11 protein-coding genes are annotated in these 14,175 nt (G+C 66.4%); 9 read left to right on the top strand and 2 right to left on the bottom strand.

What is annotated here, in order from left to right; all coding sequences use genetic code 11:
* Nucleotides 1-269: 269 nt before the first annotated feature.
* The 6 genes from AB3X94_RS29080 to AB3X94_RS29105 all read left to right on the top strand — a co-directional run bounded on the left by AB3X94_RS29080 (nucleotide 270) and on the right by AB3X94_RS29105 (nucleotide 8,232).
* Complete coding sequence (locus AB3X94_RS29080) at nucleotides 270-1,793, top strand: carbohydrate porin (RefSeq protein ID WP_176105680.1); 1,524 nt, start codon at nucleotides 270-272, stop codon at nucleotides 1,791-1,793.
* A 181-nt stretch (nucleotides 1,794-1,974) separates the two neighbouring features.
* Nucleotides 1,975-3,069: a hypothetical protein gene (locus AB3X94_RS29085; protein ID WP_368613408.1), complete on the top strand. Its 1,095-nt coding sequence runs from the start codon at nucleotides 1,975-1,977 to the stop codon at nucleotides 3,067-3,069.
* Between the two features lie 37 nt (nucleotides 3,070-3,106).
* Nucleotides 3,107-4,411, top strand: a complete 1,305-nt coding sequence (gene efeB / locus AB3X94_RS29090; protein ID WP_368613390.1) for an iron uptake transporter deferrochelatase/peroxidase subunit — start codon at nucleotides 3,107-3,109, stop codon at nucleotides 4,409-4,411.
* A 71-nt stretch (nucleotides 4,412-4,482) separates the two neighbouring features.
* Nucleotides 4,483-5,514: an iron ABC transporter substrate-binding protein gene (locus tag AB3X94_RS29095; protein ID WP_368613391.1), complete on the top strand. Its 1,032-nt coding sequence runs from the start codon at nucleotides 4,483-4,485 to the stop codon at nucleotides 5,512-5,514.
* The gene (locus tag AB3X94_RS29100; protein WP_368613392.1) at nucleotides 5,515-7,119 is read left to right on the top strand and encodes an ABC transporter permease; all 1,605 of its coding nucleotides are present in this window, start codon (nucleotides 5,515-5,517) and stop codon (nucleotides 7,117-7,119) included.
* A gap of 57 nt (nucleotides 7,120-7,176) precedes the next feature.
* Complete coding sequence (locus tag AB3X94_RS29105) at nucleotides 7,177-8,232, top strand: ABC transporter ATP-binding protein (RefSeq protein ID WP_368613393.1); 1,056 nt, start codon at nucleotides 7,177-7,179, stop codon at nucleotides 8,230-8,232.
* A gap of 26 nt (nucleotides 8,233-8,258) precedes the next feature.
* On the opposite strand, the gene AB3X94_RS29110 is transcribed toward AB3X94_RS29105, so the two are convergent.
* Entirely contained in the window at nucleotides 8,259-9,116 is an 858-nt protein-coding gene (locus AB3X94_RS29110; RefSeq protein WP_176368242.1) for a LysR family transcriptional regulator, read from the bottom strand.
* A 102-nt stretch (nucleotides 9,117-9,218) separates the two neighbouring features.
* Here AB3X94_RS29110 and AB3X94_RS29115 point away from each other — a divergent pair, with 102 nt between their 5' ends.
* Nucleotides 9,219-10,151, top strand: coding sequence for a DMT family transporter (locus AB3X94_RS29115; RefSeq protein ID WP_368613394.1), 933 nt, complete (start codon nucleotides 9,219-9,221; stop codon nucleotides 10,149-10,151).
* 31 nt (nucleotides 10,152-10,182) lie between these two features.
* Here AB3X94_RS29115 and AB3X94_RS29120 read toward each other — a convergent pair whose 3' ends face one another.
* Nucleotides 10,183-11,481, bottom strand: coding sequence for an MFS transporter (locus AB3X94_RS29120; protein WP_176105673.1), 1,299 nt, complete (start codon nucleotides 11,479-11,481; stop codon nucleotides 10,183-10,185).
* A 206-nt stretch (nucleotides 11,482-11,687) separates the two neighbouring features.
* Between AB3X94_RS29120 and AB3X94_RS29125 the strand changes: the two genes are divergently transcribed.
* Nucleotides 11,688-12,458: a GntR family transcriptional regulator gene (locus tag AB3X94_RS29125; RefSeq protein WP_176105672.1), complete on the top strand. Its 771-nt coding sequence runs from the start codon at nucleotides 11,688-11,690 to the stop codon at nucleotides 12,456-12,458.
* Between the two features lie 44 nt (nucleotides 12,459-12,502).
* Nucleotides 12,503-14,173: a malonate decarboxylase subunit alpha gene (mdcA, locus tag AB3X94_RS29130; RefSeq protein WP_368613409.1), complete on the top strand. Its 1,671-nt coding sequence runs from the start codon at nucleotides 12,503-12,505 to the stop codon at nucleotides 14,171-14,173.
* The last annotated feature ends 2 nt before the right edge of the window (nucleotides 14,174-14,175 follow it).

Raw genomic sequence — 14,175 nt, forward strand, 5'->3', positions numbered from 1 at the left:
CACTTTGACTTTCGGGGTTACTCGTGCACTTCGACACCTCACCCTTTCGCGCGTTCGGTCTGACCACATCAATACTATTTCATTACGTTGCTGTTACGACATCATTACATCTTCATGCGCTTTACGAGCGGTCCGTAAATCCCGGGTTTACATGCCAGTAATCTTGATGCGAATCGTTCTCATTTGTGTTGACTCTCGCAAATGGCCTGCGTACGATCTCGCCATCAGCTGCTTCGGCATCGGACGAAACAACACTAATAAGGATTTCGATGAAGTTCGCCCAACTCAATGGACTGCGCGCCAACGCGCCTCCCTTTTGCGACGCTTCGGCACGTACCGGCGCAATTCATCGTACGCGTTTGCCTTCGATGCGGCGCGTCGCACTGTGCACGGCCGTCGCGTGGGCCTCGTTGACCGGCCACGCGGCGCTGGCCGAAGCCAATCCCGATGCGAACCCGGAAGCGCCCGAAGCCGACCTGAACATTCAGGCGACGCAGACCAACCAGTGGACCGGTTTCTGGAATCGTCAGCAGATGCTCGGCGACATGGGCGGCCTGCGTCCGTGGCTCGGCAAGTACGGCATGACCTTCACGCTGACCGAAACCAGCGAAGTGCTGGCCAATCTGCGCGGCGGTCTCGCGCGCGGCGCCGACTACGACGGCCTGACCACCGCCACCTTGCAGATGGATACGCAAAAGGCGTTCGGCCTGCCGGGCGGCCTCTTCAACGTCAGCGCGCTGCAGATTCACGGCTCGAACCTGAGCGCGAACAAGCTCGGCACGTTGAACACGGCGAGCGGCATCGAGGCCGACAACGCGACGCGTCTGTGGGAGCTCTGGTATCAGCAGTCGTTCCTCAACAAACGCGTCGACGTGAAGATCGGTCAGCAGAGTCTCGACCAGGAATTCATCACGAGCACGTATGCGGCGCTGTTCCTCAACACCATGTTCGGCTGGCCCGCGCTGCCCTCATACGACCTGCCGTCGGGCGGTCCCGCCTATCCGCTCGCGGGTCTGGGCGTGCGCGTGCGCGGCCAGATCACCCCTGCGTTGACCGCGCTGGCCGGCGTGTATTCGGGCGATCCGCTCGGCAACAACCCGAACAACATGAGCGGCACGAACTTCAACCTGCATAACGGCGCGTTGTGGATCGGCGAGCTGCAGTACGCGATCAACCAGCCGTCCGACGGCGAAATGGTCGGCACGGGCGGCGGTGGTCTGCCGGGCACCTACAAGCTCGGCGTCTGGTACAACACCAACGAATTCGCCGATCGGCGTTTCGACAACATGGGACTGTCGCTCGCGAATCCTGCGTCGACCGGCATCGCCGCGAATCACAGCGGCAACTACAGCTTCTATGCGGTCGCCGACCAGATGGTGTGGCGCCCCGACCCCGACGAACCACGCAGCCTCGGCGTGTTCGCGCGCGTGATGGGCGCGCCGGGTGATCGCAATCTCGTGCAAGTCGCGGCCAACCTCGGCGTGGTGCTGAAGGCGCCGTTCAAGGGCCGCGACAACGACAGCGCCGGCCTCGCGCTGACCTACATCAAGGTCGGCAGCCACGTGAACGGACTCGACAAGGACTTCCTGGCATTCAACGGCAGCCCGTACGGCGTGCGCACCAGCGAAACCACGCTCGAGGCGACCTACCAGTACCAGATCAATCCGTGGTGGCAAGTGCAGGCCGACGCGCAATACACGTTCAACGCCGGTGCGGGCCAGAACCCGAACGACCCGACGCAGCCGCTGCGCAATACGTTCGTCGTCGGCGTGCGGACCAATATCAACTTCTGATGCCGCCCGCCGCGCGCTTTCATCCACGCAAGCACATGCCACCCCACGCAACCGGACCAGCACTTCCCATGCTTTCGACCGTCACCGCCACTCCCGCTTTGTGCGCCCGCACGGAGGCCCAATCGTGAACCCAGTCACGCGCAAGTTTGCGCCGCGCGCCGCGCGCTCCCTGCTCGCCGCGATGGCCGGCGCTGCCGCCCTCACGATGGCTGCGCCCGCGCAGGCCGAGCCGCAAGGCTTCCTTGAAACGATCAGGCATCACACGACGCTGATCAACACCGTCCCCGACAACGGCGACCAGAACCCGTACGCGATCGTGGTCGCGCCCGTCAGCGCGGGCACCGTGAAGCAAGGCGACGTGCTGGTCGGCAACTTCAACAACTCGACGAACCTGCAGGGCACTGGCAGCACGATCATCGACTATCACCCGGACACCAGACAGATGACGGTGTTCGCGACCGTGCCGCGCGATCTGAAGGAATGTCCGGGCGGCATCGGCCTGTCGACCGCGATGACGATGCTGAAGTCGGGCTGGGTGATCGTCGGCAGCACGCCGAGCAACGACGGCACGACTGGCACCAAAGGCGCCGGCTGCCTGATCGTGATCGACCCTCAAGGCAAGATCGCCTCGACGATCTCGACGCCGAACATCAACGACCCGTGGGGCAACATGGCGGTCGTCGACAACGGCGCGAGCGCGACGCTGTTCGTCAGCAACGCGGGCTTCGGCGTCGGCGGCGCGGAGGGCAATCCGCCCGTATTCAAGCAGGCCACCGTGCTGCGCATCGACCTCGACGTACCGCAAGGCAAGCCGCCCGTCGTGAAGAAGGAAACCGTGATCGGCAGCGGCTTCGGCGCGCAGGCCGACAAGGGCGTGTTCCTCGTCGGGCCGACCGGGCTCGCACTGTCGGCCGATCAGAAACTGCTGTACGTGTCCGACGCAATCGGCAACCGCATCACCGAGATCGACGATCCGCTCACGCGCGACACCAGCGCGGGCGTCGGCCGCCAGCTGAGCGCCGACGGCCTGCTGCATCGTCCGCTCGCGATGGCCACCGCCCCCAACGGCCACCTGCTCGTGACCAACGCGTTGAACGGCCAGGTCGTCGAAATCGACCCGGCGAGCGGCAAGCAGCTATACGCACGCTGGATCGATACCGACAAGGCGCAATCGCCCCCCGGCAACGGCGACCTGTTCGGTATCGCGATGACGCCAGAAGGCGACGGCTTCTACTACGTCGAAGACGACGTGAACACGCTGGTGCTCGCGAAGTAAGCGGCACCCACGCAGGCTGCAGGAAGGTGAAGTGACCATGACAAACGATCAACCCCCACGGCCGTCACGACGCGGCTTTCTCAAAGCGGGTGGCGCGGCGGTCGCCGCCGGTGCATCGCTGGGCGCCGGCCTCGCGAGCTCGCCGGACGCGCTCGCGACGGCGCCCGCGCATAGCGCGCAGAACGCCGATCCGCAGCTCGCGGTCGAGCCGTTCTACGGTCCGCATCAAGGCGGCATCGTCACGCCGCAGCAGAGCCACACCTACGTCGCCGCGCTCGATCTGACCACCGACAAGCGCGACGACGTGATCGCACTGCTACGCACATGGACCGAAGCAGCCGCGCGCCTGACGCAAGGCGGCACGGCCTTCGCGATGCCCGCCGGCGACGACCAGCCCGCCCCCGATTCCGGCGACGCGCTCGGCCTCGGCCCGAACGGTCTGACCATCACGTTCGGCTTCGGCCGAGGCCTCTTCACGAAGGACGGCAAGGACCGCTATGGGCTCGCGTCGCGCCGCCCCGCCGCGCTCGTCGATCTGCCGCGCTTCAACGGCGATCAGTTGATCAAGGAGAAGACCGGCGGCGACCTGTTCATCCAGGCATGCGCGAACGACGCGCAGGTCGCGTTTCACGCGGTGCGCCAACTGTCGCGCCGGGCCTACGGCGTCGCAGCGATGCGCTGGGGCCAGGCCGGTTTTCTGTCCGGTCCGCGCGGCCAGACGCCGCGCAATCTGATGGGCTTCAAGGACGGCACCAACAATCCGTCGACCGCGAAACCCGAACTGATGAACCAGTTCGTGTGGGCCCGCGCCACCAACGACGCGCCGTGGATGGAAGGCGGCACCTACACGGTCGTGCGCCGCATCCGCATCACGCTCGAACACTGGGACAACACCGAGCTCGGCTTCCAGGAACAGGTGTTCGGCCGCCACAAATACAGCGGCGCGCCGCTCGGCAGCAAGAACGAGTTCGACGCGGTGGACCTGAAAGCCGAGGACAAGGACGGCGATCCGGTGATCCCGGAGAACTCGCACGTGCGTCTGTCGAATCAGGCGAGCAACAACGGCGCGCAGATTCTGCGGCGCTCGTATTCGTACAACGAAGGCACGAACTTCTATATCGAGCGCTGGCCGCCGTGGCGTCAGGAAACCGAGTACGACGCGGGGCTGATTTTCATTGCGCATCAGAGCGACCCGCGCACCGGCTTCATCCCGATCAACGACCGCCTCGCGAAGTTCGACATGATGAACCAGTTCACGACCCACGTGGGCAGCGCGATCTTCGTCGTGCCGCCCGGGGCGAAGCCGGGTTCGTATGTCGGCGCGGGGCTGTTCGAAGCGTGATGAAGCACATGAAGCACGCCGGGCGCGCAGCGCCTCGCTCACTAAACACAATCTAAACGGACTTCTGCAACATGGCCCATTCCTGGTTTGCCTCCCGCCTGCGCGCACTCGGTAGCGTGGCCGCGCTGTCGCTCACCGCACTCGCGACGATGCCGTCGGCGGCCCATGCGGCATCGATCACGCTGTACAACGCGCAGCACGAGCAGGTCGTCAATCTGCTCGCGAAGGACTTCGAAAAGCAGTCGGGCATCCCGGTGAAAATCCGCAACGGCGAAGGCCCGGCACTCGCCGCGCAGATCGTCGCGGAAGGCGCGGCCTCGCCCGCCGACGTGTACTTCACCGAGAATTCGCCGGAGCTGATGCTGCTGGAAGAAAAGGGTCTGCTCGCCAAGGTCGACGCAGCGACGCTCGGCGCGGTGCCGGCGCGCTTCAATTCGCCGAGCGGCGTATGGGTCGCCGTAACCGCGCGCGAGGGCGTGCTCGCATACAACACGGCGAAGCTGCAGCCGTCGCAACTGCCGCAATCGGTGTTCGACCTCGCGAAGCCTGAATGGAAAGGCAAGGTCGGCATCGCGCCGAGCGACGCCGACTTCCTGCCGCTCGTCAGCGCGGTGCTGGCACTGAAGGGCGACGAGCAGACGCTCGCGTGGCTGAAGGGCCTGAAAGCCAACTCGCAGATCTTCGACGACGACGAAGGCCTGGTCGCCGCGGTCAATCGCGGCGCGGTCGCCACTGGTCTGATCAACAACTACTACTGGTCGCGTCTGCATGCGGAAATCGGCGATGCGAAAACCCGCAGCGCGATCTACCACTTCAGCCACGGCGACGCCGGCGCGCTCGTCAACGTCTCGGGCGCGGGCGTGCTGAAGTCCGCGCACAACCCGGACGGCGCACAGAAGTTTCTCGCGTACCTGGTCAGCGAACGCGCGCAGCAGTTGATGGCCAATAGCCACGTGATGTTCGAGTACCCGCTGCATGCGGGTGTCGCGCCTGACCCGGTCCTCAAACCGTTTGCCGAACTGACTCCGCCCACGCTGACGATCCAGCAGCTCGGCGACGATAGCCAGGCGGGCAAACTGCTGCGTCGGGCAGGCCTGCTGTAAATGAGCGAAGCCCTGTCAGCCGGTCCGCCGGCTGTCCCCCCTGCCCCGGCGCGTGCACGCACGCGCGCGCCGCGCGGCCTGCTTGCGGCGGCGGCACTCAGCGCTTTGCTGGTGCTGCTGCCGATTGCGTTTACGTTCTGGCGCGCGGCGAGCTTCGGCATCGGCGACGCGCTCGATCTGATCTGGCGGCCGCTCGTCGGCGAGCTGCTCGTCAATACGGTGTTGATCGCCGTCACCACGACTCTCGTTTGCGCGGTGATCGGCACGGCCGCCGCGTGGTTCGTCGAACGCACGCATCTGCCGGGGCGGCGCGCGTGGGCCGTGCTGTGCGCCGCGCCGCTCGCGATGCCGGCTTTCATTTCGAGCTACGCGTGGGTGTCGTTGAGCGAGGACTTGCAGGATTTCAACGGCGCGCTGCTCGTCTTGACCTGCGCGTATTTTCCGCTCGTCTATCTGCCGGTCGCCGCCGCGCTGCGCGGCATGGACCCGGCACTCGAAGAAAGCGCCCGCGCGCTCGGCTGCAACCGCTGGACCAGCTTCGTGCGCGTCGTGCTGCCGCAACTGCGTCCGGCGCTGCTCGGCGGCATGCTGCTGGTCGCGCTCGGCGTGCTGTCGGAGTTCGGCGCGTTCACGCTGCTGCGCTTTCATACCTTCACCACGCAGATCTACGCGGAATTCCGCACCAGCTTCGACGCCGGCGGCGCATCGCTGCTCGCGTGTCTGCTGATCGTGATCTGCCTCGTCGTGCTTGCATTCGAGTTTCGCGTGCGCGGCGCGGCGCGCTACGAGCGCGTCGATCGCGGCACGCGCCGCGCGGTGTTGCGCTACGAGCTCGGTGCGTGGCGCTGGCTCGTCGTCGCGGGCTTTGCGCTGCTGACACTCGCGACGCTCGGCGTGCCGCTCGGCATGATCGGCTTCTGGCTCACGCAGCCGGGCGCGGCCGCGGTGACGCCCGCCGATGTCTCGCCCGACTTGCTGTGGAACGCGACGATGTCTTCGCTCGGTTTCGGCCTCGCCGCCGCCGTGCTGACCACGTTGCTCGTGGTGCCGCTCGCATTTCTGCTGGTGCGTTACCCGACCCGTTTCGCGACGCTGTTCGAGCGCACCGTGTTTCTCGCGCAAGGCGTGCCGGGGCTCGTGATTGCGCTCGCGATCGTGTCGCTCGCGGTGCATGCGCTGCAGCCGCTTTATCAAAGCGCTACGCTGCTGATTGTCGCCTACGCGATTCTGTTCATGCCGGTCGCGCTGGTCAGCGTGCGCGCGGCGTTCATGCAGGCGCAGCCGCGCCTCGAGGAAACCGCGCGCGCGCTCGGCCTGAACTGGACGCAGACGCTCGTGCGCGTCGTGCTGCCGCTCGCGAGCCCCGGGCTCGGCGCGGCCGCCGCGATGGTGTTCATCTCGGTCGTCACCGAGCTGAACGCGACGCTGCTGCTGTCGCCGCTCGACACGCAAACGCTCGCGACCCAGGTGTGGGCCGATACGTCGACGATGGCGTTCGCCGCCGCCGCGCCGTATGCGGCGCTGCTGACCGGCATCTCGCTGTGCGCGTCGGGGCTGCTGTTCGCGCTGCTCGGCCGCTCGGCGCTGCTCGGCGAGCGCGGCTGACCCGGCACGCGTCGGCTTTTTCATCGCTGCTTTTGGTTCGACTTTCTTCGGGATTTCATGAGCGAACTTCGTATCCGCGGACTGCAGAAATCGTTCGACGGTCATCCCGTGCTGCACGGCATCGATCTTTCGGTCGAGCGCGGCACGCTGCTCGCGTTGCTGGGGCCCTCGGGCAGCGGCAAGACCACGCTGCTGCGGCTCTTGTGCGGCTTCGAGCGCGCCGACGGCGGCAGTGTCGAGATCGACGGCCGACGTGTCGTCGGCGACAACCTGCACGTGCCGTCGGAGCAACGCCGCATCGGCTATGTGCCGCAGGAAGGCGCGCTGTTTCCGCATCTGTCGGTTGCGGACAACATCGTGTTCGGCCTGCCGCGCACGCAGCGTCGCGCGCGCCACCGGGTGGCCGAGCTGCTGGAGCTGGTGGGTCTGCCCGCGCATTTCGGGGAGCGCGCGCCGCAGCAGTTGTCGGGCGGTCAGCAGCAGCGTGTTGCGCTCGCCCGCGCACTCGCACCGGCGCCGACGCTGGTCATGCTCGACGAGCCGTTCTCGTCGCTCGACGCCGCGTTGCGCGTCGAGACGCGTCAGGCGGTCGCGAATGCGCTGGCCGCGGCTGGCGCGACTGCCGTGCTGGTCACGCACGATCAGTCCGAGGCGTTGTCGCTCGGGCATGAGGTCGCGGTGCTGTGGAACGGAAGGCTGATCCAGACCGCGACGCCCGAAGCGCTGTACCGCCGTCCGGTGACGCGCGAGCTTGCGTCGTTCATCGGCGAGGCGGTGTTGTTGCCGGGCGTCGCGCAACAGGATCGCGCGAGCTGCGAGCTCGGCGAACTAGCACTGGCCGCGCCCGTCGGCAACGGCGCGGTCGACGTGATGCTGCGTCCCGAGCAGATCCGTCTGCTGCGCGCCGACGAAACCGCGCGCACGGGTGCCGCGCACGATGCGCTCGTCACCGATGTGATCTTCCAGGGGCAGGACGCGAGCGTCGCGCTGCAATTGCAGTCCGCCACGCGGACGATGGTGCGCGCACGCGTGCCCGGTCATCTGTGCCCGCGTCCGGGCGAGCGCGTGCGGCTAGCGGTCGAGGGTGAAGTGACCGCCTATACGCGGGCTTGAAGGGCGACCAGGGCTGGCACGCTCGGCTACCGCAACGACAGATCCTGCACCATCTGCTGCGCCAGATAATCGCAGGTCGGCCGATCCGATTTCGCGCTGCGCGCGACGACAATTTCGAGCGGTGCGATTTTCGGCAGGCCTTGCGCGTCGCCGAGAATCGCGAGCCGCGGCGGCACGCTGCAACGCGTCAGCGCGATCACCGACAAACCGGCATCCACGGTCGCGACGAGTCCCATCAGGCTCGCGCTGCTGAACGCCGCGCGATAGCGGATGCGCGCGCCATCCAGCGCGGCGAGCGTATGCTGGCGCGCGACGCAGCCGGGCTCGTACAACCCCACCGGCAACGGCGACGCCTTCAACACCGGCGTATCGACCGACGCCCCAACCCACACCATCGGCTCGCTGCGCACGAATTCGCCGCGCAGCTTGCGGTCGCGCGTGACGAATGCGAGGTCGATCTTGTTGTCGGCGAGCATCGGCGCAAGCGCCGTGCTCTGCGCGCAGACGATCTCGATCTCGACGCGCGGGTACAGCGTCGCGAAACGCCGCAACACCGGCGACAGCAGCGACGACACATAGTCGTCCGGCGCGCCGAGCACCACGCGCCCGGTCACCTCGGGCCGCACGATCGCCGACCACGCCTCCTCCTGCAACGCGAGCGCGCGCCGCGCGTATTCGAGCAGCGTGTTGCCGGGCCGTGTCAGCGACAGGTTGCGCGTGTTGCGGGCGAACAGCGTCGTGCCGAGCATCGTTTCGAGCCGCTTGATCTGCATGCTGACCGCCGCCTGCGAGCGATGCACGCTCGCCGCCGCCTTCGTGAAGCTGCCCGCCTCCACGACCGCGACGAAGCTGCGCAGCAGATCGACGTCGAATTCAGGGTTCACGATTTATCAACCGGACTTATGGAATTGCTCAATTTAATTCGTTTGTGATAAGCCCGCAAGCGGCGCAATACTCGCAGGCATCATCTCAAGGAGTCGTTGCGCATGTCCCTCACCTCACGTCAACAAGGCGCGATCACGCTGGCGGGCGGCGGGCTGCTGATGGGCACGATCGGCGTTTTCGTCGAGGAGGCGCGGCTCGATGCGCTGACGCTCGTGTTCTTCCGCTGCCTGTTCGGCTTTCTGTCGCTCGCCGCCTATTGCGCGTGGAAGGGCTTCTTCACGCGCGCGCAGTTCACGCGCCGCACGGTCGCGCTCGCGCTGATTTCCGGCGTGCTGATGGTTACGCAATGGGTCGGCTTTTTCGACGCGATTCATCGCACCAGCATCGCGGTCGCGACCGTCGTGTTTCATGTGCAGCCGTTCTGGGTCGTGCTGATCGGCGCGGCGCTCTTTAACGAACGGCTCGGCGCGGACCGGCTCGGCTGGATCGCGACGGCGTTCGTCGGGCTCGTGCTCGCGTCGGGCGTCATCGCGGCCGGCAATCTGCAGGGCCACACCAGCTACCTGATCGGCTTGAGCGAAGCGCTGCTCGGCTCGCTGCTGTACGCGAGCGTCACGCTGATCGCGAAAAGCCTCGGCGACATGCGCCCGCATCTGCTGACGCTCATGCAATGCGCGGTCGGCGTGATCTGCCTGCCGCTGATCGCGCCGTTCATCGCGCCTTTGACGCTCACGCATATCGGGCCGATGCAGTGGTTCTGGCTGATCGGCATGGGCGTGCTGCACACGGGATTGTCGTACGTGCTGATTTACGGCGCGCTGCCGAAGCTCAGCACGCCGGTGATCGCGGTGCTGCTGTTCGTTTATCCGCTGACCGCGATCGTCGTGGATGCGCTCGTGTATGGCCGGGCGCTGTCGCTGGCGCAACTGGCCGGCATGGCGCTGATCGTCGCCGCGAGTCTCGGCGTCAATCTCGGCTGGCCGTTGCTGACGCTGCTGCATCCGGCCGGGCGGGCGCGCAGTCACGCGAAGTAACGCGAAGTAAGGCGCGCCGCCCGCCTGGTGCTCACTGCGGCAGCGTCTCGCCCTTCGTCTCCGGCGCGAACGGAATCACGAACAGGCCGAGCACGAAGGCCAGCGCGGTCAACGCGACCGGCACACCGAGCGTCTGCATATGCAGCACCGCCGCGCCGAGCAGAAAGTTGACGCCCGCGCCGACGAAGCGTCCAAACGACGTGCAGAACGCAAACGCGGTCGCGCGTACGCGGGTTTCGAACTGCTCGGGCAGCCACAGGCTGAACAACGCGAAGTTGCCGCCGAAAAAGCCCAGCACGAACAGCCACGCGATGAACGGCGCGAGCCCGTTCGGCAGATAGAACGCCCAGCCGAAGCTCGCCGCGATCGACACCGCCATCCCCGCGAAGTACACCGCCAACGTCATCTTGCGGCCGATGCGCTCGGCCATCGGCGGCAGCGCGAGACAGCCGAGGATCGTGCCGATCGACAGCAGGCCGGTAGCCAGCGACGCCGTGCGCATCGAATCGCCCTTCGACATGCCGGCGCGCGTCGCGAGCTGGATCACCGCGGACGGCTCGTACACGGCGCCTGCCCACAATCCAATGATGGCGATCGTCAGCAGAATGCACGCGACCCATGTGCGACGCCGGTAAGCCGGCCCCATGATCTCGCGCAGCGGCTTCACGCGCACCGTCTTTGCCTCGGCCTTCTGCCACTTCTCCGGCTCCTTCACGCGCAGCAGGATCAGAATCGCGACGACGACCGGCACCGCGCCGGTCAGGAACATCGCGCGCCAGCCGAAATGCACGCCGATCGTGTAATTGAGCGCGGCCGCGAGAAAGAAGCCCGCGTAGTAGCCGGTCTGCAGATAACCGGCGCCCATCTTGCGGCGATCCTCGGGCCACGCCTCGGCCACGTAGGTGCCCGCAAGCGCCCATTCTCCACCGATGCCGACGCCCGCGATGAAGCGATAAATACCGAGCTGCCACACATTGGTCGAGGTCGCGGCAAGCCCGGTGAAAATCGCGAACGTGAAGATCGTCGCGGCGAGCACCTTGGTGCGGCCGAAGCGATCGGCGAGCGGTCCCCAGATGAACGACAGCCCCCAACCGACCAGGAACAGCGCAAACAGGATCGATCCCGCAAGGCCGACATTCGACGGCGTGGCCGCGAAGCCCGAACGCGGCAGCAACTCCGTCAGCGCTGGCGTGAGCACCAGCGCGTAAATGAACGAGTCCATGCCGTCGAGCGTCCAGCCGGCCCACGCGCCCCAAAACCCTGCGATCTGCGAACGATTGAGCGGTGTGCGCTGACGCGCGAGCGCTCGTCGGTCGGTCACTGTATTCATCTTGCTCCTCCAGCCTACGATGGTTGAACGTAACGAAAAACGACGGGCGCGCTTGGGGTTGGATCGACGACGTTGATTGATCGGCGATGTCCTCGTACAACTGATTCAGAGGACGGCGCGGGGAAATTGCCGGGATTGTGGGTGAAGACCCGTCCGGGTTTGCCCGCGCTGAAATACGCGTCTTTTTATATATAATATTTGATACTATGACCGACGCAACTGAAGGTTTTCCCCTGGACGCGCCCGTGCCCGGCTCGTTTCTTCCGGCCGCGGCACCCCGCGAAAGCACCTCGCACATGATTGCGGAGGCGCTGCGCGCGGCGATCGTCGACGGCACGCTCGCGCCCGGCGCACCATTGCGCCAGGACGCGATCGCCCGGCATTTCTCCGTCAGCGCGATTCCCGTGCGCGAGGCGCTGCGCCAGCTGGAAAGCGAGGGCTGGGCGCGCGCAGCCGTCCACAAAGGCGCGACCGTCGCGCCTTTGTCCGCCAGCGAGGCGCGCGAGATCTACGAGATCCGCTCGGCGCTCGAAAGTCTCGCGCTCGGCCTCGCGATTCCGAATCACACCGCGGCGACGCTGCGCGAAGCCGCGCAGTTGTGCAGCGCCGCCGAGCGCGAAGAGGACCCGTCGCTATACGTGACGCGCAATGCCGCGTTCCATATGTGTCTGTACGCGCCCGCCGGCCGGCCGCAGTTGGAGGACATGATCGGCTTGCTGCACCGGCGCGGCGAACGCTATCTGCGGTTGAAGTTCGGCTTGCCGTCGTACAAGGGCGAGTCCGACAGTGAGCACGCCGCGTTGCTCGAAGCCGTCGAGCGCCGCGATATCGCGACCGCGCAGTCGCTGGTGGTCGCGCATCTGCTCGGCACCGGCGAGCTTCTGCATCGTTTCCTGACCGAGCGCGCGCGCGAAGAAGCGCTGGCGCATCAACCGAAGCCGCGCGGCCGACGCCCGCGCGTCCACACCGGGAGCTGACTGAACCGATGAATGAGCCGATGAATGAGCCGATGACCGAGCCGATGAACCACCCCGCCGAAGCCGCCGCATCGCGGTCCACTGCCCGCTCATGGACGATCCGGCGCGACGAGAAGAACCGCCGCCTCGCGGCCATCGCGCCGTGGCTCGAAGACGGCGTGCTGCCCACGCACCGCATAATCGATGCGCTCGAAACGCTGATCCAGCCCGGCGAGCGCGTCGCGCTCGAAGGCGACAACCAGAAACAGGCCGATTTCCTGTCGCGCTCGCTCGCGAAGGTCGATCCGCAAAAGCTGCACGACGTGCATCTGCTGATTTCGAGCATCAGTCGTCCTGAACACTTGACGCTGTTCGAGCGCGGCATCGCGCACAAGGTCGATTTCTCGTTCGCGGGGCCGCAGAGTCTGCGCGTCGCGCAACTGCTCGAAGACGGCCAGCTGGAAATCGGCGCGATTTATACCTATGTCGAGCTGTACGCGCGCATGTTCGTCGACCTGACGCCGCACGTCGCGCTGCTGTGCGCGGACAAGGCCGACCGTCACGGCAATCTGTACACCGGCCCGAACACCGAGGACACGCCGACCATCGCCGAAGCCGCCGCGTTCCGTCACGGCATCGTGATCGTGCAGGTCAACGAGATCGTCGATGAGTTGCCGCGCGTCGACATTCCGGGTTCGTGGGTCGACGTGGTCGTGCAGGCGGACCGGCCGTTCGCGGTCGAGCCGCTGTTCACGCGCGATCCCCGTCATATCGGCGACTTGCAGGTGCTGACCGCGATGATGGTGATACGCGGCATCTACGAGCCGTATGGCGTCACGTCGCTCAATCACGGCATCGGCTTCGATACCGCGGCGATCGAACTGTTGCTGCCCACCTACGGCGAAGCGCTCGGCCTCAAAGGCAAGATCTGCCGCAACTGGACACTCAACCCGCACCCTACGATGATCCCCGCGATCGAATCGGGCTGGGTCGACAGCATCCATTGCTTCGGCAGCGAGGTCGGTATGGAGGCGTATATCGAGGTGCGCCCCGATGTGTTCTTCACGGGCAACGACGGCAGCCTGCGCTCGAACCGCGTGCTGTGTCAGTTGGCCGGCCAATACGGCGTCGATCTGTTCATCGGCTCGACGCTGCAGATCGACGCGGACGCGAATTCGTCGACGGTCACGCGCGGACGGCTCGCCGGTTTCGGCGGAGCGCCGAACATGGGCCACGATCCGCGCGGCCGGCGTCATGCGAGCGAGGCGTGGCTGAAGCTGTTGAAGGGCGACGGCGCGGTGTCGCGCGGCCAGAAGCTCGTCGTGCAGCTCGCGGAAACGTACAAGAAAGGCGGCGAGCCGACCTTCGTCGATGAACTCGACGCGATCGCCGTCGGCGCGAAAAACGGCATGCCGATCGCGCCGGTGATGATCTACGGCGACGACGTGAGCCATGTGGTCACCGAGGAAGGCATCGCGCATCTGCACAAGGCCGAAGGCATCGACGAGCGACGCGCGGCGATCGCGGCGGTGGCCGGTGTCACGCCGATCGGCCTGCGCGCAAAACCCGAGAAAACCGCCGAGTTGCGCCGGCGCGGCATCGTCGCGTATCCGGAAGATCTCGGCATCCGGCGCGGCGAAGCGAAGCGTTCGCTGCTCGCGGCGCGCAGCATCGACGATCTGGTCACGTGGTCGGGCGGACTGTACGCGCCGCCCGCGCGCTTCCGGAGTTGGTGACG

The sequence above is a fragment of the Paraburkholderia sp. BR10923 genome (assembly GCF_040948765.1).
In the GTDB taxonomy this organism is placed as follows: domain Bacteria; phylum Pseudomonadota; class Gammaproteobacteria; order Burkholderiales; family Burkholderiaceae; genus Paraburkholderia; species Paraburkholderia youngii.

Bases quoted from the DNA above. Each gene is read 5' to 3' on its own strand.
- AB3X94_RS29080 (WP_176105680.1), top strand. From the start codon at position 270: ATGAAGTTCGCCCAACTCAATGGACTGCGCGCCAACGCGCCTCCCTTT.
- AB3X94_RS29085 (WP_368613408.1), top strand. From the start codon at position 1,975: ATGGCCGGCGCTGCCGCCCTCACGATGGCTGCGCCCGCGCAGGCCGAG.
- efeB (WP_368613390.1), top strand. From the start codon at position 3,107: ATGACAAACGATCAACCCCCACGGCCGTCACGACGCGGCTTTCTCAAA.
- AB3X94_RS29095 (WP_368613391.1), top strand. From the start codon at position 4,483: ATGGCCCATTCCTGGTTTGCCTCCCGCCTGCGCGCACTCGGTAGCGTG.
- AB3X94_RS29100 (WP_368613392.1), top strand. From the start codon at position 5,515: ATGAGCGAAGCCCTGTCAGCCGGTCCGCCGGCTGTCCCCCCTGCCCCG.
- AB3X94_RS29105 (WP_368613393.1), top strand. From the start codon at position 7,177: ATGAGCGAACTTCGTATCCGCGGACTGCAGAAATCGTTCGACGGTCAT.
- AB3X94_RS29115 (WP_368613394.1), top strand. From the start codon at position 9,219: ATGTCCCTCACCTCACGTCAACAAGGCGCGATCACGCTGGCGGGCGGC.
- AB3X94_RS29120 (WP_176105673.1), bottom strand. From the start codon at position 11,481: ATGAATACAGTGACCGACCGACGAGCGCTCGCGCGTCAGCGCACACCG.
- AB3X94_RS29125 (WP_176105672.1), top strand. From the start codon at position 11,688: ATGACCGACGCAACTGAAGGTTTTCCCCTGGACGCGCCCGTGCCCGGC.
- mdcA (WP_368613409.1), top strand. From the start codon at position 12,503: ATGAACCACCCCGCCGAAGCCGCCGCATCGCGGTCCACTGCCCGCTCA.